The organism is Burkholderia sp. FL-7-2-10-S1-D7 (genome assembly GCF_001524185.1).
Classification (GTDB): domain Bacteria; phylum Pseudomonadota; class Gammaproteobacteria; order Burkholderiales; family Burkholderiaceae; genus Burkholderia; species Burkholderia diffusa.
Genome location: NZ_LOWY01000017.1, coordinates 300,141 through 321,544, shown reverse-complemented (window position 1 = coordinate 321,544; position 21,404 = coordinate 300,141). Strand labels below are relative to the sequence as shown.

General features: G+C 67.4%; 17 protein-coding genes. 8 read left to right on the top strand and 9 right to left on the bottom strand.

Translation table 11 applies throughout. The annotated features are described in order from the left end of the window. Positions 1 to 16 precede the first annotated feature (16 nt). Genes WS75_RS10240 through WS75_RS10225 form a run of 4 tightly spaced genes read right to left on the bottom strand, consistent with a single transcriptional unit; the run spans position 17 to position 4,131 of the window. Positions 17 to 673, bottom strand: a complete 657-nt coding sequence (locus WS75_RS10240; RefSeq protein WP_047902352.1) for a methionine ABC transporter permease — start codon at positions 671 to 673, stop codon at positions 17 to 19. Continuing rightward, entirely contained in the window at positions 666 to 1,853 is a 1,188-nt protein-coding gene (locus WS75_RS10235; protein WP_059680370.1) for a methionine ABC transporter ATP-binding protein, read from the bottom strand. Before WS75_RS10235 ends, WS75_RS10240 begins: the two co-directional genes overlap by 8 nt. Positions 1,854 to 1,871: 18 nt before the next feature. After that, positions 1,872 to 3,281, bottom strand: coding sequence for an LLM class flavin-dependent oxidoreductase (locus WS75_RS10230; RefSeq protein ID WP_059680369.1), 1,410 nt, complete (start codon positions 3,279 to 3,281; stop codon positions 1,872 to 1,874). Positions 3,282 to 3,291: 10 nt separating this feature from the next. Continuing rightward, complete coding sequence (locus WS75_RS10225; RefSeq protein ID WP_059680368.1) at positions 3,292 to 4,131, bottom strand: MetQ/NlpA family ABC transporter substrate-binding protein; 840 nt, start codon at positions 4,129 to 4,131, stop codon at positions 3,292 to 3,294. A gap of 422 nt (positions 4,132 to 4,553) precedes the next feature. Here WS75_RS10225 and WS75_RS10220 point away from each other — a divergent pair, with 422 nt between their 5' ends. From WS75_RS10220 to WS75_RS10200, 5 genes are all read left to right on the top strand, one after another. After that, positions 4,554 to 5,918, top strand: a complete 1,365-nt coding sequence (locus WS75_RS10220) for a 2-hydroxycarboxylate transporter family protein (RefSeq protein WP_059680367.1) — start codon at positions 4,554 to 4,556, stop codon at positions 5,916 to 5,918. Between the two features lie 157 nt (positions 5,919 to 6,075). Continuing rightward, positions 6,076 to 7,980, top strand: a complete 1,905-nt coding sequence (locus WS75_RS10215; protein WP_059680366.1) for a sensor histidine kinase — start codon at positions 6,076 to 6,078, stop codon at positions 7,978 to 7,980. Beyond that, the gene (locus WS75_RS10210) at positions 7,970 to 9,331 is read left to right on the top strand and encodes a sigma-54-dependent transcriptional regulator (RefSeq protein WP_059680365.1); all 1,362 of its coding nucleotides are present in this window, start codon (positions 7,970 to 7,972) and stop codon (positions 9,329 to 9,331) included. Before WS75_RS10215 ends, WS75_RS10210 begins: the two co-directional genes overlap by 11 nt. Positions 9,332 to 9,356: 25 nt before the next feature. Next, positions 9,357 to 9,698: a DUF3579 domain-containing protein gene (locus WS75_RS10205; protein ID WP_059680364.1), complete on the top strand. Its 342-nt coding sequence runs from the start codon at positions 9,357 to 9,359 to the stop codon at positions 9,696 to 9,698. A 259-nt stretch (positions 9,699 to 9,957) separates the two neighbouring features. Then, positions 9,958 to 10,809: an alpha/beta fold hydrolase gene (locus tag WS75_RS10200; RefSeq protein ID WP_059680363.1), complete on the top strand. Its 852-nt coding sequence runs from the start codon at positions 9,958 to 9,960 to the stop codon at positions 10,807 to 10,809. 104 nt (positions 10,810 to 10,913) lie between these two features. Here WS75_RS10200 and WS75_RS10195 read toward each other — a convergent pair whose 3' ends face one another. Continuing rightward, positions 10,914 to 11,354 carry a PACE efflux transporter gene (locus WS75_RS10195; RefSeq protein WP_059680362.1) on the bottom strand — a complete coding sequence of 147 codons (441 nt, stop codon included), beginning with the start codon at positions 11,352 to 11,354 and terminating at the stop codon, positions 10,914 to 10,916. Positions 11,355 to 11,451: 97 nt separating this feature from the next. Between WS75_RS10195 and WS75_RS10190 the strand changes: the two genes are divergently transcribed. Beyond that, a complete protein-coding gene (locus tag WS75_RS10190) occupies positions 11,452 to 12,342 on the top strand; it encodes a LysR family transcriptional regulator (protein WP_059680361.1) in 891 nt (296 codons plus the stop codon). A 184-nt stretch (positions 12,343 to 12,526) separates the two neighbouring features. On the opposite strand, the gene opcM is transcribed toward WS75_RS10190, so the two are convergent. From opcM to WS75_RS10170, 4 genes are read right to left on the bottom strand one after another with little or no spacing between them, the layout of a single operon-like run. Beyond that, entirely contained in the window at positions 12,527 to 14,062 is a 1,536-nt protein-coding gene (gene opcM, locus WS75_RS10185; protein WP_059680360.1) for a multidrug efflux transporter outer membrane subunit OpcM, read from the bottom strand. Positions 14,063 to 14,072: 10 nt separating this feature from the next. Continuing rightward, the gene (gene ceoB, locus WS75_RS10180; protein WP_059680359.1) at positions 14,073 to 17,273 is read right to left on the bottom strand and encodes a multidrug efflux RND transporter permease subunit CeoB; all 3,201 of its coding nucleotides are present in this window, start codon (positions 17,271 to 17,273) and stop codon (positions 14,073 to 14,075) included. A 46-nt stretch (positions 17,274 to 17,319) separates the two neighbouring features. Then, positions 17,320 to 18,537 carry a multidrug efflux RND transporter periplasmic adaptor subunit CeoA gene (ceoA, locus tag WS75_RS10175; RefSeq protein WP_059680358.1) on the bottom strand — a complete coding sequence of 406 codons (1,218 nt, stop codon included), beginning with the start codon at positions 18,535 to 18,537 and terminating at the stop codon, positions 17,320 to 17,322. Between the two features lie 31 nt (positions 18,538 to 18,568). Continuing rightward, positions 18,569 to 19,429, bottom strand: coding sequence for an alpha/beta hydrolase (locus WS75_RS10170; RefSeq protein ID WP_059680357.1), 861 nt, complete (start codon positions 19,427 to 19,429; stop codon positions 18,569 to 18,571). A 173-nt stretch (positions 19,430 to 19,602) separates the two neighbouring features. On the opposite strand from WS75_RS10170, the gene ceoR reads away from it, so the two are divergent. Together ceoR and WS75_RS10160 are read left to right on the top strand one after the other, a co-directional pair. After that, the gene (gene ceoR / locus WS75_RS10165) at positions 19,603 to 20,607 is read left to right on the top strand and encodes a putative multidrug efflux transcriptional regulator CeoR (RefSeq protein WP_059680356.1); all 1,005 of its coding nucleotides are present in this window, start codon (positions 19,603 to 19,605) and stop codon (positions 20,605 to 20,607) included. A 395-nt stretch (positions 20,608 to 21,002) separates the two neighbouring features. Continuing rightward, positions 21,003 to 21,299, top strand: a complete 297-nt coding sequence (locus tag WS75_RS10160) for a DUF4148 domain-containing protein (protein WP_059680355.1) — start codon at positions 21,003 to 21,005, stop codon at positions 21,297 to 21,299. Positions 21,300 to 21,404 lie beyond the last annotated feature (105 nt).

The window sequence follows — 21,404 nt, the reverse complement described above, 5'->3', positions numbered from 1 at the left end:
GCGCTCGTGGCGCCGCTCAGGTACGCCGGGTCACGCGTCGGACCAGGCGGTCGCCCGTGATTTGCACGGCCGAAACGAGTGCGATCAGGATCACGATCACTGTCACCATGACGGTGGTGTCGAAGCGCTGATAGCCATAGCGGATCGCGAGATCGCCGAGCCCGCCCGCGCCGACGGCGCCCGCCATCGCGGTCGAGCCGATCAGCGCGACGACGGTGATCGTGAAACCGCCGAGCATGCCGGGCAGCGCCTCCGGCAGCAGCACGTGCCACACGATGTGGCGGCGTTTCGCGCCCATCGCGAGCGCGGCCTCGATCAGCCCGCGATCGACTTCGCGCAGGCTCACCTCGGCAATCCGCGCGAAGAACGGAATCGCGGCGATCGACAGCGGCACGACGGCCGCCCACACGCCGATGGTCGTGCCGATCAGCACGCGCGTGAACGGCAGCAGCGCGACGAGGAGGATGATGAACGGCGTCGAGCGGAACACGTTGACGAGCGCGCCGAGCACCGCGTTCACGCCGCGCCGCGCGTAGATGCCGCCGGGCGCGGTCGTCACCAGGATCACCGCGAGCGGGATGCCGATCAGGGCGGCGATCGCGGCCGACGCGGCGACCATCGACAACGTGTCGCGGATCGCGTCGAGCAATTCGGGCCACCAGAGTTCAAACATAGCCGAGCACCTCCGCTTGATTCGCGTGGCGGCGCGCGCGTTCGAGCAACGCGGCGACCGCGCCGCCGCGGGCCGGCGACTGGCCGGCGTCATCGGCGCGCGGCGATGCCGCGATCACGAGCCGCCCCTGCGCATGCCCCTGGATCCGGTCGATCCCGCCGTGCAGGAGGCGCACCGAGCCGCCGAGCGCCGCCGCGAGCGCGCCGACGTCCGGCTCGCCGCCGCTCTCGCCCGTATAGCGGACGTCGAGTACCACCTGCGCGCCGTCGGGCAGCGCGGCCTGCTCGGGCAACGGCCGCACGCGCGCGGCCAGTTCGGCCGGCAGGTCGTGCACCAGCGTGCTGAGCAGCGCACGCGTCGCGCCGTGGCGTGGATCGCCGAACACGCGCCACACGGGGCCCGTTTCAACGACTTCACCCTGTTCGATCACCGCGACCGTGTCGCACACCGCGCGGATCACTTCCATCTCGTGCGTGATCAACACGATCGTCAGCCCGAGGCGGCGGTTGATGTCGGCAAGCAGCGCGAGGATCGACTGCGTCGTCTCCGGATCGAGCGCCGACGTCGCCTCGTCGCACAGCAGCACCTCGGGATCGTGCACGAGCGAACGGGCAATGCCCACGCGCTGCTTCTGCCCGCCCGACACGCTGGCCGGATAGGCGTCGCGCTTCGCGGACAGCCCGACGAGTTCGAGCAGCGCCTCGACCTTGCGCACCCGCTCGGCCTTCGGCACGCCGGCGATCTTCAGCGGCAGCGCGACGTTCTCGAACACCGTCTTCGCGGACAGCAGGTTGAAATGCTGGAACACCATGCCGGTGCGACGCCGCAGCGCGACGAGCCCGTCCTCGTCGAGCGCGCCAACATCGACGCCCTGCACGCACACGCGGCCCGAACTCGGCCGTTCGAGGCCGTTCATGAGCCGCAGCAGCGTCGACTTGCCTGCACCACTGCGGCCGATGATCCCGAACACCTCGCCGCGCCGCACGTCGAGCGTCACGTCGCGCAGCGCGGCGGCCTGGCCGCGCGGCGTCGCGAACACCTTGCCGACGTGTGCGAGCGATACGGCGACTCCGTCAGCACGCGCTGCCGCTTCGTCGAGCGCCCCATGTGCGTGCGCACCTGCGCCGGCCCGCACGGCCGACGCCTCGATGAAACCCAGCGTATCGAACAATTGCGTCATCGCTTCGCTCCGTCACGTTCAGGCATGCGCGGGTTCCGTTGCCGGCGCGGCGGCGGGTCGGTGCCGCGCGCCCGTGTGCCAGGCCGGCAGCCGTGCGCCGGCGCCGAACAGCTTCTCGCGCAGCGTCGGGGCGGGATCGTAGTCTTCCTTGTAGATGCCGCGGTTCTGCAGCTCCGGCACGACCCAGTCGACGAAATCCTCGAAAGACTCGGGCATCACGGTGCGCGTCAAATTGAAACCGTCGATGCCCGTCTCGTCGATCCACGACTGCAGCTCGTCCGCGACCTGCGATGGCGAACCGACGATCGGCGCATATCGACCGCCCAGCGACATCTGTTCGAGCATCCGGCGCACGGTCCACGTGCCGGTCGTGCTCTTGCGCGAGATCGCGTCGACGGCCGACTGGATCGAGTCGGTCTTCACGTACGAGATCGGCTCGTCGAGGCCGTACTTCGCGAAGTCGATGCCGGTCGAGCTCGCGAAATGCGCGAGGCCGGCTTCCGGGCTCGCGTAGCGCCGGTATTCGTCGAATTTCTCGCGCGCGAGAAGTTCGGTCTCGGCAGTGACGACGCTCACGCCGGCGAAGATCTTGATCGACGCCGGGTCGCGCCCCTGCCGGGCGGCAGCCGCGCGGATGTCGAGCGCGGCCGCGCGCGCGGCGGCCTTGCTCTGCCCGTTCACGAACACGCATTCCGCATGTCGCCCCGCGAACTCGACGCCGCGCGCAGACGAGCCGGCCTGGTACAGCACCGGCGTGCGCTGCAGCGACGGCTCGCTCAGGTGAATCGCATCGACCGAATAGAACGGCCCGTCGTGCTTCACGCGCCGCACCTTTCCCGGCTGCGCGAACACGCGCGCGTGCGCGTCGCGGATCACCGCGTCGTCGTCCCAGCTCTGTTCCCACAGTTTGTAGACGACATCCATGTAATCGTCCGCGCGCTCGTAGCGGTCGTCGTGGCCGATCTGCTGCGCGAGGCCCATCCCGCGCGCGGCGCTGTCGAGATAGCCGGTCACGATGTTCCAGCCGACGCGCCCCTTCGTCAGGTGGTCGAGCGTCGACATGCGGCGCGCGAACAAGTAAGGCGGCTCATAGGTCAGGTTCGCGGTCACGCCGAAGCCGAGATGTTGCGTGACCTGCGCCATCGCGGGCACGAGCAGCAGCGGATCGTTGACGGGCACCTGCACCGATTCGCGCAGCGCGGCGTCCGGGCCGCCGCCGAACACGTCGTACACGCCGACGATGTCCGCGAGAAAGATCCCGTCGAACTTGCCACGTTCGAGCGTCCTCGCGAGATCGGCCCAGTAATCGAGATCGGTGTAGTGCGCGGAGCGGTCGCGCGGATGCGTCCACAGCCCGTGATTGATGTGCCCGACGCAGTTCATGTTGAACGCGTTGAGCAGGATCTTCTTGCGGTTCGCCGTCGTCATGTCGCCTCCGTCACCACGCGATCGCGTACAGCGAGCCGAACGCGTTGTCGAGCGCCCGGCGCACCGCCGGCGAGTGCTGGTAGATCGCGATGAACTTGCGGATGCGCGCGTCGTTCACGCTCTCCGGCCGCACGACCCACTGGATCGCGAAGTTCTTGTTCTCGGTGCCGTCGAACAGCAGCGCGCTGTTCGGGTCGGTCGTGCCGGCGAGCTTGATGAAGCTCGGGTAGCCCTGCGCGAGGTCGACGTCGTCGAGCGAGCGCGCGAGCTGCGACGCCTCCAGCGGGATGATCTTCAGGTGCTTCGGGTTGGACACGATGTCGCGCGTGGTCGCGCGGTAGTCGGCGCCCGGCTTCAGCGTGATGAGGCCCGCGCGCTGCAGCAGCAACAGCCCGCGCCCGCCGTTCACCGGATCGTTCGCGATCGCGACGCGCGCGCCGTCCTTCAGCTCGTCGAAGCGCTTCACCTTCTTCGAATAGAGGCCGATCTTCATGATCGTGCCGGGCGCGATCGAGATGAAGTTGTAGCCGCCTTGCTTCTTCGCGTTCTCGAGAAACGGGATGTGCTGGAAGTAGTTGACGTCGATGTCCTTGTTCGCGAGCGCCGCGTTCGGCGTATTCCAGTCGGTGAATTCGACGATCCGCACGTCGAGGCCCTGCTCCTTCGCCTCCTTCGCGGCGATCTTCAGCGCCTCGATCTGCGGGCTCGTCGAGATGCCGACCTTCAGCGGCGCGGTATCGGCGCGCGCGCCGTTCAGCATCACGACGCCGAGCAGCGCGGCCGCCAGCAGGCGGGCCAGGCTGGCCACACGGCCGGCGGAAAAGCGGGCGGAAAAAACGGGATCCAGCATGGAAACCACTCTCCTGTCCAAAGACGGTATCGACGGATGAGCGACGCCGCGGCGAACGCGCGGGCGTTCTCCGGACAGTCGTCGTCGCATCGGAAAAAGATCAGTCGATGATAGAGAGCGGCGGGAGGGCGGTCTACGAAGCGATTGTGCGAAGAAAATCGCGTGCGGCGATATGGCGGGCGTCGGACACGGCCGGCTGCCCGGGCCGCCGCCAGGCCGAAATCTCGGCCTGGCCGCCGCGCCGATTCCGAAATCTCGGCCACCACGACTCGCAAACCCTTTCAGCAGACGAAACAAATCCCTTATGAATCAACGGATTAAAAATATTCCGGCAGACCGGAATCCTGGCACGGGGGTTGCGTAATAGACGGCACACGATGCCGCGAAGCGATGCAGGCATTCCAAACATCAGGAGACACGTCTTGCAGACCTCTATCCATACCCCGTCCCAATCCGAGCCGATTGCCGCAGCCGATCCCGCCACGCGCGAGCGCTTCTGGCCGGAAGGCTGGTGGAAGCTGATGGAAATCCGCATCGGCATCATCCCGCTGCCGGTCTACGTGATCCTGTTCGGGCTGATCGTCGGCTTCGCGGTGACGGGCAAGGTGCCCGGCGAGATCTCGATGGCGATCGCCGTGCTCGCGTTCTTCGGCTTCACCTGCGCGGAACTCGGCAAGCGCCTGCCCCTCTTGCGCAACATCGGCGCGGCCGCGATCTTCGCGACCTTCGTGCCGTCGGCGCTCACCTACTACCACGTGCTGCCGAAGCCGGTGCTGAACCTCACCGTCGAGTTCACGAAGTCGACGAACTTCCTGTACCTGTTCATCGCGTCGATCATCGTCGGCAGCATCCTGAGCATGGACCGGCGCGTGCTGATCCAGGGCTTCCTGAAGATCTTCGTTCCGCTCGCCGCCGGTTCGGTCGCGGCCGCGATCGTCGGCACGGCGGTCGGCACCGCGCTCGGCCTCGGCGCGCGCCACACGCTCCTGTACATCGTCGTGCCGATCATGGCCGGCGGCGTCGGCGAAGGCGCGATTCCGCTGTCGATCGGCTATTCGGAACTGATGCACCTGCCGCAGGGCGAGATGTTCGCGATGGTGCTGCCGCCGGTGATGCTCGGCAGCCTGACCGCGATCATCCTGTCGGGCGCGCTCGACATGCTCGGCAAGCGCCTGCCGCACCTGACCGGCAACGGTCGCCTGCAGGTCGGCGAAACCGGCGACATGACGCCGGAGAACGAGGAAATCCGCGGCCACGTCGACGTCACGCACATCGCGGGCGCCGGCATCACGGCGATCACGCTGTACCTCGTCGGCCTGATGGCGCACAAGCTGTTCGGCCTGCCCGCGCCGGTCGCGATGCTGTTCCTCGCGGTGCTGGTGAAGCTCGCGCGCGCGGTGTCGCCGCCGCTGCAGGAAGGCGCATTCGTCGTCTACAAGTTCTTCTCGACCGCCGTCACGTATCCGCTGCTGTTCGCGATCGGCGTCGCGATGACGCCGTGGGACAAGCTGACCGCCGCCTTCACGATCGTCAACGTCGTCACGATCGTGTCGACCGTCGCGACGCTGATGGGCACGGGTTTCGTGGTCGGCCGCCTGCTGAAGATGTACCCTATCGACACCGCAATCGTGAACGCCTGCCACAGCGGGCAAGGCGGCACCGGCGACGTCGCGATCCTGACCGCCGCGAACAGGATGCAGCTGATGCCGTTCGCGCAGATCGCGACGCGCATCGGCGGCGCGATCGTCGTCACGGTGACGCTGATCCTGGTCGCGCACTTCGGATGACGCGCCGCTGCGCGCACCGTCGCGCAGGCTGCTTCGCACGCGCCGCCGCCGGCCTTGCCGGTGCGCGGCGCGCGTCGTTCGGGGCGTCGCTCCGAGCGGCCGGTCGCGGACGGCCGGTTGCGGACGGCCGGTGGCGGACGACCGGTTGCGGGCTTCGATGAGGGCGAACGTGCAGAAGAGCTTCAAGGGAATCCCGTGGTGGGGCTGGGCGTCGGCCGCCGCGCTGTATGTCGGCGTGGCGGGCGCGGCCGTCGATTTTGCGTGGGAGCGCGCGATCGACGCGCTCGAGGAAACCGGCGCACATCGGCTCGACCTGTATGCGTCGAGCCTGAAGAGCGAACTCGGCCGCTTCGAGATCCTGCCCGGCCTGGTCGCCCGTCAGGACGGCGTGCGCGCGCTGCTGCGGGCCGCGCCGCGAGACCGGCCCGCGCTTACGCACACCGTGAACACGTATCTCGAAGCCGTGAACCGCGACGCGGGCAGCGGTGCCGTCGACGTGATCGACCTGCAGGGCGAAGTGATCGCCGCCAGCAACTGGAACGAGACGATCAGCTTCGTCGGCACCAACGTGTCGTACCGGCCGTACTTCAAGGATGCCCTGGCACACGGCAGCGGCCGCTTCTTCGGAATCGGCACCAACACCGGCGTGCCCGGCGTCTACTTCGCGAGCGCGGTGCGCGACGACGGCGTGCCGATCGGCGCGACAGCCGTGAAGATCAGCGTCGACCCGCTCGAGTCCGCGTGGCGCGCGCCGGGCGTCGCCGCGATGGTGGTCGACGGCAACGGCGTGGTCGTGATCTCGACCGAGCCGGCGTGGAAATTCACCGCGCTGCGTCCGATCACCGCGCAGCAGCAGCGCGACATCCAGGCGTCGCGGCAATACGCGGGCCGCACGGTCGACATGCTGCCGTACCGCCACATCGGCGACCGCAGCGCCGCCGCATGGTTCGGCACGTTCCCCGATACGCGTCACACCGGCCGCAGCACACGCTATCTCGTGATGTCGCGGCCCGCGCCGCAGGCCGGCGATTCGCTGATGGTGCTGCTCGACATCGCCGGCGCGCGGCGCCAGCAGCAGACCGCGTTCGTGTTCGTCACCGGCGCGTTCCTGATCGCCGCGCTGCTGGTCGGCTACGCGATCCAGCGCCGCCGGGCGATCGTCGCGCGGTTGAACGCGCAGGACGCGCTGCGCCGCGCGAACGACCAGCTCGAACTGACCGTCGCGCAGCGCACGGCCGCGCTGACGGCCGCGAACAAGCGGATGCAGCGCGAGATCGCGGAACGCGAACGCACCGAGCAGCGGCTGCGCGATTCGCAGCAGGAAGTCGTGCACGCGGGCAAGCTCGCGGTGCTCGGGCAGATGGCCGCCGGCCTCACGCACGAACTGAACCAGCCGCTCGTCGCGATCCGCACGCTGTGCGACAACGCGCGCACGTTCTTCGAGCGCGGCCAGCCGGCACAGGCGTACGCCAATCTCGAACGGGTCGGCAAGCTGGTCGACAGCATGGCCGTGCTCACCGGCGAGCTAAAGACCTTCGCGCGCAAGCCCGACGTCGAGCGTGTCGCCGTGTCGCTGAACGAAGCCGTCGCGCACGCGCGGCTCATCTACGATGCGCGGATCCGCGACGAAGGCGTGCAGCTCGAGGTGAACATCGCGCCTGGCACGACGGTCTCCGCGGAGTCGAGCCAGTTGCAGCAGGTGATCGTGAACCTGCTCGGCAACGCGCTCGACGCGGTGCATGACGCGCCCGTGCGGCGCATCGTCATCGAAGCCGCCAAAGCCGACGATGCGGACGAAGCGGACGAAGGCGGCCGCGTGCGCTTCACGGTCGCCGACAGCGGCGCCGGCATCGCGCCCGAGGTGCTGCCGCACCTGTTCGAGCCGTTCGTCACGACCAAGCCGCGCGGCCAGGGCCTCGGTCTCGGCCTCGCGATCACGTCGCGCATCGTCGAGGCGTTCGGCGCGAAGATCGCCGCGACGAACCGCGACGCCGGCGGCGCGCAGTTCACCATAGAATTCGCGGCGGTCACGCCGCAACAAAGGACAGAGCATGGAAGATGAGATTCGCGTGCTGGTCGTCGAGGACGATGAAAACGTCCGGATCGGCGTCGAGCAGGCCGTCGCGCTCGCCGGGTTCCCGGTCGACGCATTCGCGTCGGCGGCCGACGCACTCGCGCACGTCGCGCCCGGCGCACCCGTCGTGATCGTGTCGGACGTGCGGATGCCGGGCATCGACGGGCTGCAGTTGCTCGACCGCGTGATGGCCGTCGATACGCAGATTCCGGTCGTGCTGATCAGCGGCCACGCCGACATTTCGACGGCCGTCGGCGCGATGCACGACGGCGCATACGACTTCATCGAGAAGCCGTTCTCGTCGGACGTGATCGCCGGCCGCGTCGCGCGCGCGGTCGAGAAGCGCAGGCTCACGCTCGAGGTGCAGGGGCTGCGCGCGGCGCTCAACAACTGGCAGGGCATCGAGGCGTTCGTGCTCGGCAAGTCGCCCGCGATGGCCGACGTGCGCAAGAAGATCCTGCGCCTCGCCGATACGTCGGTGTCGGTGCTGATCACCGGCGAGACAGGCACCGGCAAGGAGCTGATCGCGCGCAGCCTGCACGACTTCGGCGGCCGGCGCGACGCGCATTTCGTCGCGCTGAATTGCGGCGGGCTGCCCGAGCAGATCTTCGAGAGCGAGCTGTTCGGCCACGAGGCCGGCGCGTTCACCGGCGCGATCAAGAAGCGCATCGGCAAGATCGAATGGGCGCACGGCGGCACGCTGTTCCTCGACGAGATCGAGACGATGCCGATTCCGCTGCAGATCAAGATGCTGCGCGTGCTGCAGGAGCGCGTGGTCGAGCGGCTCGGCGCGAACGAGCTGATTCCGGTCGATTGCCGTGTCGTCGCCGCGTCGAAGGCCGATCTCGCCGAACTCGCGGCCGACGGGCGCTTCCGCGCGGACTTGCTGTATCGGCTCAACGTCGCGCAGATCGAGCTGCCGCCGCTGCGCGAGCGGCGCGAGGACGTGCCGCTGCTGTTCGAGCATTTCGTGCTCGCGGCCGCGCGGCGCTTCGGGCAGCCGGCGCCGGTCGTCACCGCTGCGCAGGTGTCCGAACTGATGACGCACGCGTGGCCCGGCAACGTGCGAGAACTGCAGAACGTGGCCGATCGCTTCGTGCTCGGGCTGACCGGCGACAGCCTGCTGTCGTCCGGCGGCGAACCGGCGGCAGGCGGCACGCTTGCCGAGCAGATGGCCTATTTCGAGCGGATGCTGATCGAGGACGCGCTGCAGCGTCACCACGGCAACGTTGCGGACGCAAGCGTCGCGCTCGGCATGCCGAAGAAGACGCTTTATCACAAGCTGCGCAACCTGCGGATTCCCGCGCGCGGCGACGCGGCTGCCGACGGCGGCGAGTGACGCGAACGAGGATACGCACCACAGCATGGATCGCATTGAAGTCACCGAACACGGCCGCCTCATCGGCCAAACCCGCGGCCACCTGATCCGCGGCGTCACGCGCGCGCAGAAGACCTTCCGCCCGAGCGACTGGCCCGAACGGCTCGCGGGCGTCATCACGCTGTTCGTCGGCGAGCGGCGCCCCGGCTATCCATGCGCGCTGTCGCGGCTCGCGATGCCGATCGTCGACGGCGGCGTCAAATGCCTGATCGTGTCGGACGAATTGCGCGACATATGCGCCGACGCGTTCGACTTCGCGATGCAGTTCGCCGCCGACAACGATCTTCCCGTCGAGCTTCAGACCGCGCCCGCGCTGGCGGGGCGGTAATGCGCGGGCCGCATTCGGCGGCCCTTCCCCCCGGTTTTCCCCGTTCCGATGCGCGCGTGCGCAGGCGTCGGCACGTGCTTTCAGCCGCGCAATCAATCGTCATACGATTGAAAGATCCGACATATCCCCAAGCTGCGACAAGGGTTTTCAGCCTTGCCATCAATAAAATTGATCGTGACGATGAAAATTATGCGTTTTCCTTGCAGCTTGCCGTGAGGCATAGTTGCGACGTGATGACGCACCCATTGAGTTTTCAGTCATGAACATGCGAATCGAGCCGTCGGTGCTCGCGAACCCCGACCTGCAATTTGCGACGCTTTCGTCGGGCATCAGCCTGCCGTATGTCGAGCGGGGGAGCGGCGCGCCGATGGTGTTCGTGCACGGATCGTTGTGCGACTACCGTTACTGGGATCCGCAACTTGCGTCGCTGTCGGCCCACTACCGCTGCATCGCGCCGAGCCTCAGCCACTACTGGCCGGCCGTCGAAGCAGGCATCCAGGACGAGTTCAGCTGGCAGAACCACGTCGACGAACTCGCCGAATTCATCGACGCGCTCGACCTCGGCCCCGTGCATCTCGTCGGCCACTCGCGAGGCGGCAGCGTCGCGTTCAACGTCGCCCGCCAGCATCCGCAGCTCGTCGACACACTCACGCTCGCCGATCCGGGCGGCCCGCTGCAGCGGCCGGGCGTGCGCGAAGCCGCGCTGCCGGCCGCCGCGATCGCACTGCGCACCAAGGCAGTGAACCTGATCGGGCAAGGCGAAGTCGAAGCCGGCCTCGAGATATTCGTCGATTCGGTCAGCCTGCCCGGCGCATGGAAGAAGAGCACGTCGCGCTTTCGCACGATGGCGATCGACAACGCGAGCACGCTGCCGAAGCAGCTTCAGGATCCGCTGCCCGCGTATTCGCAGCACACGGCGTCGGACATCGCATGCCGCACGCTGCTGATCGACGGCCAGCGCAGCCCGAAGATGTTCCGCAACAACGTCGACACGCTGTCGCAGTGGATCGGCGCTGCACAACGGCAGACCGTCGCCGGTGCGTCGCACGGGATGAACGCGGCGAGCCCCGCGGTGTTCAACCGTTACGTGCACGAGTTCGTCGCCGCGTAACGCTCGCGGGCGGCATACGCGCCGCCCGTGACTCCCCTTTCTCATTCGAAGCGAAGCGATGCGATGCGGACTGCCTGCATCGCGTCGCTTCGTCCGCCTCCGCGTCACATGATCGTTTCGCGCTTGCGCGTCACCGCATCAGGCAATCCGAACAGGCTGTCGAACGACCAGTTGTACGCGAACGTGAAGATCGGAAAAAACACGATCAGCACCGCGTCGTACAGGAACGCCTGCAGCAGCGATACATCGAGCCACCACGCGATCAGCGGGATCAGGAACGTCACGAGCGCGACCTGAAAGCCGATCGCATGCACGACGCGCCGCGCGACGGTGCGCGTCGTTTCCGCACGCCGCCGCTCCCACGCCTCGAATCCCAGGTTGTACAGAAAATTGACGATGACACCCGTCGTCGAGATCATCACGCCGAGCAGGCCGCTCGTCGTCGCGCTCGCGCCGCTCAGCATGCCGAGCACCGACGACGCGACGAGGATGCCGAGCACCTCGAACATCACGACGTAGACTATGCGTCTCTTCCATCCTTGCATGACCCACCACCTTTCTGTCGAACGAGGTGGCGAGACTACAGCGGGCACTTCGCCCGCAAAAGTCAGGTCCTTTCAATTTTTCTGACAGGAGGCGCGCGTGCTGACCAGCGACCATATCGACATGCTGCTGACGGTCATCGACAAAGGCTCGTTCTCGGCGGCCGCGCGCGCGCTCGGCCGCACGCCGTCCGCGGTCAGCATGGCGATCGCGAACCTCGAGGCCGAGCTGGACCTCGTGCTGTTCGACCGCGCCACGCGCGAGCCGACGCCGACGGCCGCGATGGCCGCGCTGCTGCCCGATGCGCGGTCGATCGCCGAACGGTTGCAGGCATTGCGCGCGCATGCGCAGCATCTGTCGGAAGGCGTCGAGGACACGCTGCGGCTCGGCCTCGCGGCGGAGCTCGACGGCGCGCCCGTTGCGCGCGCACTGACCGCCGTCGCCGCGACATATCCGGCGCTCGCGATCAGCATCGTCACCGCGCCGCAGGACGCGATCGTCGACGCAATGCATCGCGGCGCGGTCGATCTGTGCGTCGCGTACGGCGGGCTCGATCTTCATCCGCAGGAACAGATCCATGCGCTATGGACCGAAACGCTGATCGCCGTCGCCGCGCCCGGTCATCCGACGATCGCCGAAGCCGCGCATCCCGAGGCGATCGAGCGGCTGTCGGGATTCCGGCAGATCGTGATCGCGGACCCGGAACGGCCGCTCACCGACGTGCGCCCCGTGATCGGCAACCGCACGTGGAAGGTGACGGACATGGCCACCGCGATCGCGCTCGTGAAGGCCGGGCACGGCTGGGCGAACCTGCCCGATTCGGTGATCGGCCGGTATGTCGCCGACGGAGAACTGGCGCCGCTCGTGTTCGCGAACATCCGCAACGGGCTGCGGCTGCCCGTGTACCTGCGCCGGCCGAAGCACACGGGGCTCGGCAAGGCGGCCAGCGAACTGGTGCGGGCACTGCGGGCTGAAGACAGTTTCAGCTGACCGGTGCGGCGAATCATCGCCGCACCGTGGGTCAACGCGCGGCGGCTTGACCGTTAGTTGCAGTCGCCGTGTCGTCGTTGCCCCGTTGATCGACCGATCCGCGTCGCCACGGATCGGTTGTGTCGATCGTCGACCCAACACCGGTTTCGGTGACGCATGGCGAACCGCCACGCGCACCGACACCTCAACGCCCGGCGACGTCCTGCTTGCCCGTCGCCGCATCGCCGACCGCCGTCGGCGCCGCGCCCCATCCGCCGCCGAGCGCGCGGATCAGGTTGACGGTCGACACGGCCTGCGCACCGGTCAGCTGATTCGCCTGCAATTGCGACTGCAGCACCGACCGCTCGCTGTCGATCACGTCGAGATAGGCCACTTCGCCTTCCTGGTACTGCGTACGCGACAGCGTCGCCGCACGACGCGACGCATTGACGGCCGCATCCTGCGCGCGAATCTGGTCGTCGAGCAGACGCAGATCGGCGAGATTGTCCTCGACCTCGCGGAACGCGACGAGCACCTGCTGCCGGTAGTTCGCGACCTGCTCGTCGTACTGCGCGCGCGCCTGCTGCACGCCGGCCGCACGGCGCCCGCCGTCGAACAGCGGCAGCGTCAGCGCGGTGCCGGCGAACGGCCCGAGCAGGAACGTGCGGCTCGACCACAGGAACAGGTTACCGAGCGTCGACGCTTCATAGCCGAACGCGCCCGTGATATCGAGCTTCGGGAAATACGCCGACTTCGCGAGTCCGATCCGCGCGTTCGCGGCCGCCATCGCGCGCTCCGCAGCCGACACGTCCGGGCGGCGTTCGAGCAGCGCGGACGGCAGGCCTGCGGGGACCTTCACAGCGACCGGCACGATCGGCGTCTCCTTGAACGCGAAGTCCGCGGGCGCCTTGCCGAGCAGGATCGCGAGCGCATGCTCCGACGCCGCGCGCCGGCGCGCGACGCCGACCGCATCGGCCTGCGCGGTTGCCAGTTCGTTCTTCGCGCGCGACACGTCGAGCTCGCTGATGTCGCCTTCATTGAAGCGGCGCTGCACGAGCTTCAGCGCCTGGTCGCGCAGTTCGACCGTGCGGCGGTACAGGTCCTGATCCGCGTCGAGCTGGCGCAGTTCGAAATAGTTCTGCGCGACGTCCGCCTGCAGCGCGAGCTGCACCGAACGGAACAGCGCTTCGCTCTGCGCCTGGTCGGCACGCGACGCCTCGACGTTGCGGCTCACGCGGCCGAACAGGTCGGCCTCGTACGACACCGTGCCCTGCGCGCGCCACAGTGTCGCGTTGGTCGGGCCCGTGCCCTGCGGCTGGAACTGCGACGCCGACGACAGCCCTTCCCGCGTCGGCCCGAACCCGGCGCCGACCTGCGGGAACCACTGCGAGCGCGCGGTGCGGGTCGCCGCGCGCGCTTCCTCGACGCGCGCGGCCGCGGCCTTCAGGTTCTGGTTCGCGGCGAGCGCCTGCGACTCGAGCGAGTCGAGCACCGGATCGCCGAACACCTTCCACCATTCGCCGCGATGCGCGCCGTCCGCCGGTTCGGCGGTCTTCCACGTGCCGGCCTGTTCGCCGGCCGCGAGCGTCGGCGCTTCCTTGAACGCCGCGGGCGTCGACACGTCCGGGCGCTTGTAGTCTGGCCCCACCGCGCACGCGGCGAGCAGCGTCGCGAGCAGGGTGCTCGCGGCCGCCACCTTCGCGAAGCGCATCAGGCCATTCGAGTTGTGCATGTTGTCCATCTTCTTATCCTCAAGCATCCGATGCCGGCACGCCCGGGGCCGTCACGCCGTAACCGGCCGAGTCCTTGCCCGCGACGTGGATCTTGCCGCCCGCGAGCGTACGCAGCACGACGTAGAACACCGGCGTCAGCATCAGCCCGAACAGCGTCACGCCGAGCATCCCGAAGAACACCGCGACACCCATCGCATGGCGCATTTCCGAACCGGCACCCGTCGACGTGACGAGCGGCACCACGCCCATGATGAACGCGATCGACGTCATCAGGATCGGGCGCAGCCGCAGCCGGCTCGCCTCGATCGCGGCCTCGAGCGGCGTCCTGCCGTCGTGTTCGAGTTCACGCGCGAATTCGACGATCAGGATCGCGTTCTTCGCCGACAGCCCCACCAGCACCATCAAGCCGATCTGCGTGAAGATGTTGTTGTCGCCCTGCGTGAGCCACACGCCCGTCAGCGCCGACAGAATGCTCATCGGCACGATCAGGATCACCGCGAGCGGCAGCGTCAGGCTTTCATACAACGCGGCGAGCACCAGGAACACGAGCAGCACGCTGATCGGGAACACATACATCGCTGAATCGCCGGCAAGAATCTGCTGGTACGTGAGGTCGGTCCATTCGAACCGCACGCCACGCGGCAGCGTCTCGTGCGCGATGCGCTCGATCGCGGCCTGCGCCTGGCCCGACGAGAAGCCCGGTGCCGGGCCGCCGTTGATGTCGGCCGCCGTATAGCCGTTGTAGCGCACGACCATTTCCGGGCCGAACGTCGGCGTCACCGTGACGAGCGACGACAGCGGCACCATCTCGCCACGGTCGTTGCGCGTCTTCAACTGCAGGATGTCGTCCGCGCGCTGGCGGAACGGCGCATCGGCCTGCACGCGTACCTGATACACACGCCCGAAGCGGTTGAAGTCGTTCACGTACAGCGAGCCGAGATACACCTGCATCGTGTTGAACACGTCGGTGACCGGCACGCCGAGCTGCTTCGCCTTCACGCGATCGAGGTCGACGTTGAGCTGCGGCACGTTGATCTGGTAGCTCGTGAACAACGGGCCGAGTTCCGGCGCCTGCTGCGCGCGCTTGATGAAGTCGTTGGTCGCATCCGACAGCTTCGCGTAGCCGACCGCGCCGCGATCCTCGATCTGCATCTTGAACCCGCCGAGCGTGCCGAGGCCGAGCACCGGCGGCGGCGGGAACACCGCGACGAACGAGTCCTTGATCGCACCGTACTGCTGGTTCAGCGCACCGGCGATCGCACCGGCCGACAGCGCCTTGCCGTGCCGTTCCGAGAACGGCTTGAGCGTGACGAATACGATGCCCGCGCTCGAGCTGTTCGTGAAGCCGTTCACCGACAGCCCCGGGAACGCGACCGCGCTCTCGACGCCCGGCTGCTTCAGCGCGATCGAGCCCATGTCGCGAATCACCTTCTCGGTGCGATCGAGCGACGCGCCGTTCGGCAGCTGCGCGAACGCGATCAGGTATTCCTTGTCCTGCGCGGGCACGAAGCCGCCCGGCACGATCTTCGACACGAGCACGGTCGCGCCCACCAGCACGAGGTACACGCCGAGCATCAGCGTCTTGCGCGACAGCACGCCGCGCACGCCACGGCCGTAGTTCTCCGCGCCGCGATGGAACACCTTGTTGAAGCGCTTGAAGAAGCCGCCGAGCACGCGGTTCATCACGCGCGTGAGCCAGTCCTCCTTGTCGCCATGGCCCTTCAGCAGGATCGCGGACAGCGCCGGCGACAGCGTCAGCGAGTTGAACGCCGAAATCACCGTCGAGATCGCGATCGTCATCGCGAACTGCTTGTAGAACTGGCCGGTCAGGCCCGACATGAACGCGAGCGGCACGAACACGGCGACAAGCGTCAGCGCGATCGCGATGATCGGCCCGCTCACTTCCTGCATCGCCTTGTAGGTCGCCTGCCGCGCGTTCATCCCGCTTTCGATGTTGCGCTCGACGTTCTCGACGACCACGATCGCATCGTCGACCACGATACCGATCGCGAGCACCATCCCGAACAGCGACAGCGCGTTGATCGAATAACCGAAGCCGAGCAGCAGCGAGAACGTGCCGATGATCGACACCGGCACCGCGATCAGCGGAATGAGCGATGCGCGCCAGGTCTGCAGGAACACGATCACGACGATCACGACCAGCGCGATCGCTTCGAGCAGCGTGTGCACCACGGCCTTGATCGACGAACGCACGAACTGCGTCGGGTCATAGACGATCTTGTAGTCGACGCCGGCCGGCATGTCCTGCTTCAGCTCGGCCATCGTCTTGCGCACTTCGTCGGAGATCTGCAGCGAGTTCGCGCCCGGCGACTGGTTGATCGCCATCGCGACGGCCGGCTTGTTGTCGAGCAGCGAGCGAAGCCCGTACTCGGACGCATCCAGTTCGATGCGTGCAATATCGCGCAGGTGCGTGACGCCGCCGTCCGGCGTCGTCTTCACGACGATGTCGCCGAACTCGTCTTCCGTCTGCAGACGGCCGCGCGCGTTCACCGACAGCTGCAGCGGCGTGCCGGGCAGCGACGGCGACGCGCCGATCACGCCGGCCGCGACCTGCACGTTCTGCTCGCGGATCGCCTGCACGACGTCCTCGGCGGACAGCCCGCGCTGCGCGACCTTCTGCGGATCGAGCCACACGCGCATCGCATAATCGCCCGAACCCCACAGCTGCACCTGACCGACGCCCTGGATCCGCGACAGGCGATCCTTCACGTTGATCAGCGCGTAGTTGCGCAGGTAGGTCATGTCGTAGCGGTTGTCCGGCGAGATCAGGTGGACCACCATCGTCAGCGTCGGCGAGCTCTTGACCGTCGTGATGCCGAGGCGCTGCACGTCTTCCGGCAGGCGCGGCAGCGCCTGGTTCACGCGGTTCTGCACGAGCTGCGTGGCCTTGTCCGGATCGGTGCCCAGCTTGAACGTGACGGTGATCGTCATGTTGCCGTCGCTGTTCGCCTGCGACTGCATGTAGAGCATGTCCTCGACGCCGTTGATCTGCTCCTCGAGCGGCGACGCGACCGTCTCGGCGATCACTTTCGGGTTGGCGCCGGGGTACTGCGCCTTCACGATCACCGAAGGCGGCACGACTTCCGGATATTCCGAAATCGGCAGCAGGAACATCGCGATCACCCCGCCGAGCAGGACGATCACCGATAGGACTCCTGCAAAGATCGGCCGGTCGATAAAGAATTTGGAAATGTTCATGTGTGGCTCTGTCTGGTTGAACGCGGAAACCGTAGCGGCGGGCCGCTTACGATTCCGCCTTCGCCGGTGCGGCCGGCTTCGCGTTATTCGCGAGCGGCGCGGACGGCGCATCGCCGCCCGTCATCGGGACCATGTGCGGTTTCACCTGCTCGCCCGGCCGCACGCGCTGCGTGCCGTTCACGATCACGCGGTCGCCGGCGGACAGACCGCTCACGATCACGCGCTGGTTGCCGTGCTGCAGGCCCTGCTGCACTTCGCGATACGACACGCGGCCCTGCTGGTCGACGACGAACACGAACTTCTTGTCCTGGTCGGTGTTGATCGCCGCGTCGTCGACGAGCAGTGCCGGGTGCGGCGCGCTGCCGCCCACCTTCACGCGTGCGTAGAGGCCCGGGACGAGCGTGCCGTCCGCGTTGTCGAAACGCGCGCGCACGCGGATCGTGCCGGACGACGTGTCGAGCCGGTTGTCGACCGAGTCGATCTCGCCGCTGCGCGAGTAGCCTGTTTCATTCGCGAGGCCGAGCTCGACCGGAACCTTGCGACCGTTACGCGCGCCGTTGATGTATTGCAGGTAGGTCTGCTCGTCCGCGTCGAACGATGCATAGATCGGCGACACCGACACCAGCGTCGTCAGCGGCGCGGCCGACGCACCGGCCGACACGACGTTGCCGAGCGTGATTTCCGCGCGCGACACGCGGCCCGACACGGGCGCGGTGATGCGCGTATAGCCAAGGTTGATGCGCGCCGTTTCCAGCGCGGCTTCGGCGGCCTTCAGGTTCGCGCTCGCCTCGCGCGCGGCGTTCTGCTTCTCGTCGTAGTCGCGCTTCGCGATCGCGTTGTCGCCGATCAGCCGCTGCGCGCGCTGCCAGTCGCTCTGCGCGTAGCCGTTGCGGGCCTGCGCGGCGGCGAGCTGCGCGGCCGCGCGGTCGGTTTCGGCCTGATACGGGCGCGGGTCGATCACGAACAGCACGTCGCCCTTTTTCACGAGCGCGCCGTCCTTGAAGTTCACCGCGACGATCGTGCCCGACACCTGCGGGCGCACGTCGACTTTCTCGACCGCCTCGAGGCGGCCCGAATAGCTTTGCCAATCAGTGACGGTCTGCGGCACGACGGTCGCGACGTCGACTTCCGGCAGCGGCGCCGCCGCTTTCTCGGGTGCGTTCGCGTTCACGCGCATCGCGCCGAACGTGCCGAGGCCGACGACGGCGAGCGTCACGATCGCCGCCGTCGCGATTCGGGAACGGGAGGTGCGTAGGATGGCCATGTGGATCTCCAATAAGCGTGGATTGGTGTGGTTATTCGGAACGATTCGGCTGGCGCGCCTGGAAGCGGCACTGGAAGAAGCGCACGGCTTCCTCGAGCGCGGCTTCGTGCATCGCGAGCGCCGCGTGCGTGACGTCCGGGTAGCGGATCACCTGCGTGAGCACGCCCGATGAAATCAGGCAGCCCGCATATTTCTCCGCTTCGACGTGCAGCACGTCGTTCTGCGCGGTGACGACGAGCGTGGGCGGCAGGCCCGCGAGGCGCACCGATTCGAGCGGCGCCGCGTACGGGTGCATGCGCTGCGCCGCCTGCGGCAGATAGGCGCGATAACAGGCCGCGCATTCGCGCGCGGTGATGTCCGACGAAAGGCGTTCGGCGTCGCCGATGCGCGTCATGCTCGGGTCGAGCATCGGCCCGAACAGCGCCTGAGCGGCGATCGACACTTCACCGCGATCGCGCGCGATGAACGCGAGACAGTTCGCGAGCTGGCCGCCCGCGTCGTGCCCCGCGACGCCGATCTTCTTCGGATTGCCGCCGAACGCGCGGGCGCGCGTCGCGGCCCATACGGCGGCGCGATACGCATCCTCCGGCGCGGCCGGAAAAGGAAAGGCCGGCGCGAGCGAATAATCGACCGACACTACGAGAGCTGGTAAGCGTTCTGCTAAAAAGCGCGCGGCGAAGTCGGCGTCGTCGAGCGTGCCGCGCACGAAACCGCCGCCGTGGAAATAAAGCACTACCGGCAGTCCGGTCTTGTCCGCACGCCGATACAGGCGCAGCACGATGTCCTGCGCGTAGCCGGGGATTTCCACCTCAGCCACCGTCAATGCCGCGCCGGCTCTGGCTTCGGCAGGCAATGCGGCTTTCAGGAATTTGCTGAATTCAGAAGCGTCCATGACGATGCAGCATCCATTTCGAGATGGAACGAATTCTGGGTCCGGCAGACATTGGGATAAATGCCTATAATCCGGCAACACAATTCAACACCCCCGAACAATCCCAGGCTGCTCCGCCTACAAAGCGGCGCAGCCTTCTTGTTCCGGCGGCAAATTAGATTGCGGAGGTTGTGATGGACCGGCTTCAAGCCATGCAGGTGTTTACGCGCGTCGTCGATACGAGCAGCTTCACCAAGGCAGCAGAAACGCTCAGCCTGCCGCGGGCGTCCGTCACGACGATCATCCAGAATCTCGAAGCATTCCTCGGGGTGCGCCTGATGCACCGGACTACGCGCCGGCTGTCGCTGACGCCTGACGGCGCCGCATACTACGAACGCTGCGTGCGGATCCTCGCCGATGTCGAGGAAACCGAAGCAAGCTTCCAGAACAACAACCGGAAGCCGCACGGAAAGTTGCGTATCGACATGCCGGGCTCGATCGGACGGTTGCTCGTGATCCCGTCGCTGTGCGAATTCCACACGCGCTATCCGGACATCGACCTGCAGCTCGGCCTGTCCGACCGACCGGTCGACCTGCTGCAGGAAGGCGTCGACTGCGTGATCCGCGTCGGTGCGCTGCAGGACTCGTCGCTCGTCGCGCGCCGCGTCGGCCTGTTCGAATGCGTGTCGGTCGCATCGCCCGCGTATCTCGAGAAGTACGGCGAGCCGCAAGCGATCGAGGACCTGAACGACCACAAGGCCGTCAACTACTTCTCGAGCCGCACGGGCCGCACGATCGACTGGACCTTCCTCACGGACGGCAAGGAAGTCGAGGTCAAGATGAACTCGATCGTGTCGGTCAACGACGCCGATGCGTACGTGACCTGCGGGCTCGAAGGCTTCGGCCTGATCCAGCCGCCGTTGTTCATGGTGCTGCCGCACCTGCGCGACGGCCGGCTCAAGGAAGTGCTGCCCGGCCTGAAACCGCTGCCGATGCCGATCTCGGTCGTGTATCCGCACAGCCGGCACCTGTCGCCGAAGGTGCGCGTGTTCGTCGACTGGATCGCCGAAGTGTTCGACCGCTGCCCGCTGCTGAGCGGCAAGGGCAGCCTCGACGCGACGTGCAGCAAACGCACGTTCGAGGAAGCCGAGCGTGCACCGGCGCTCGACACGCCGGTCATCAACGAGTGGGTCGCGTAATCGCCTGAACCGCGGCGCGCGGGCTGTCCGGCCCGCGCGCCGTCCCGCCTTCGCGCCACCTTCCTCGCCGCGCACCTCACCTTTTCCGAATCCGCATCGCACCTTTGCGCCGCGTGCGGCAATCGTCCGCGCACGTCATCGCGCGAGCGGCGGCATACCTCCGCGAGGCCCGCTGCAGGCGGCTGCGGGCGATTTCGACATCGCCCCGACGACGTTGCGAATCGCGATTGTTCCTCCAACACGACAAATCAATTCGCGTCTGCCGCATTTATCGCGCCGGAACAGATACCTAGAGTAAACCCTGTCGCGCACCTCGTTGCGCATCGAACAGCCCCGTTTGACGGGACCGGAGCGAGCGCTCACGCGCCAACTCCGATCAACACAGGAGTTACGTCATGAACCGCCGCCATCTGCTCTCTGCCGTTGCCCTCGCACTCGCCGTGTCCGCACCGGCCTTCGCCGATACGAACACCCCGCACGCCGGCGACTACGGCAACACGTCGTGGTACACGCAGCAGAACAACGGCCCGCGCACGCGCGCCGAAGTGAGCGCCGAAGTCGTGCAGGCTCGCCGCGACGGCACGCTGGCCTGGCTGCGCAAGGCGAATTCGTATCCGCAAGGGCTCGAACTCGCGGAAGGCCCGTATCGCTCGATGCCGGAGAGCAACCAGCTCGCAGGCGGCGGCCGCTAAACGTCGGTCAACGTGCAATGCCGCGCCGCGGATGATCCGCCGCGCGGCGTCGCGATACCGCCGTCGAACACTCGATTAGTCAGTCAGTTGCAGGAGTCTATGATG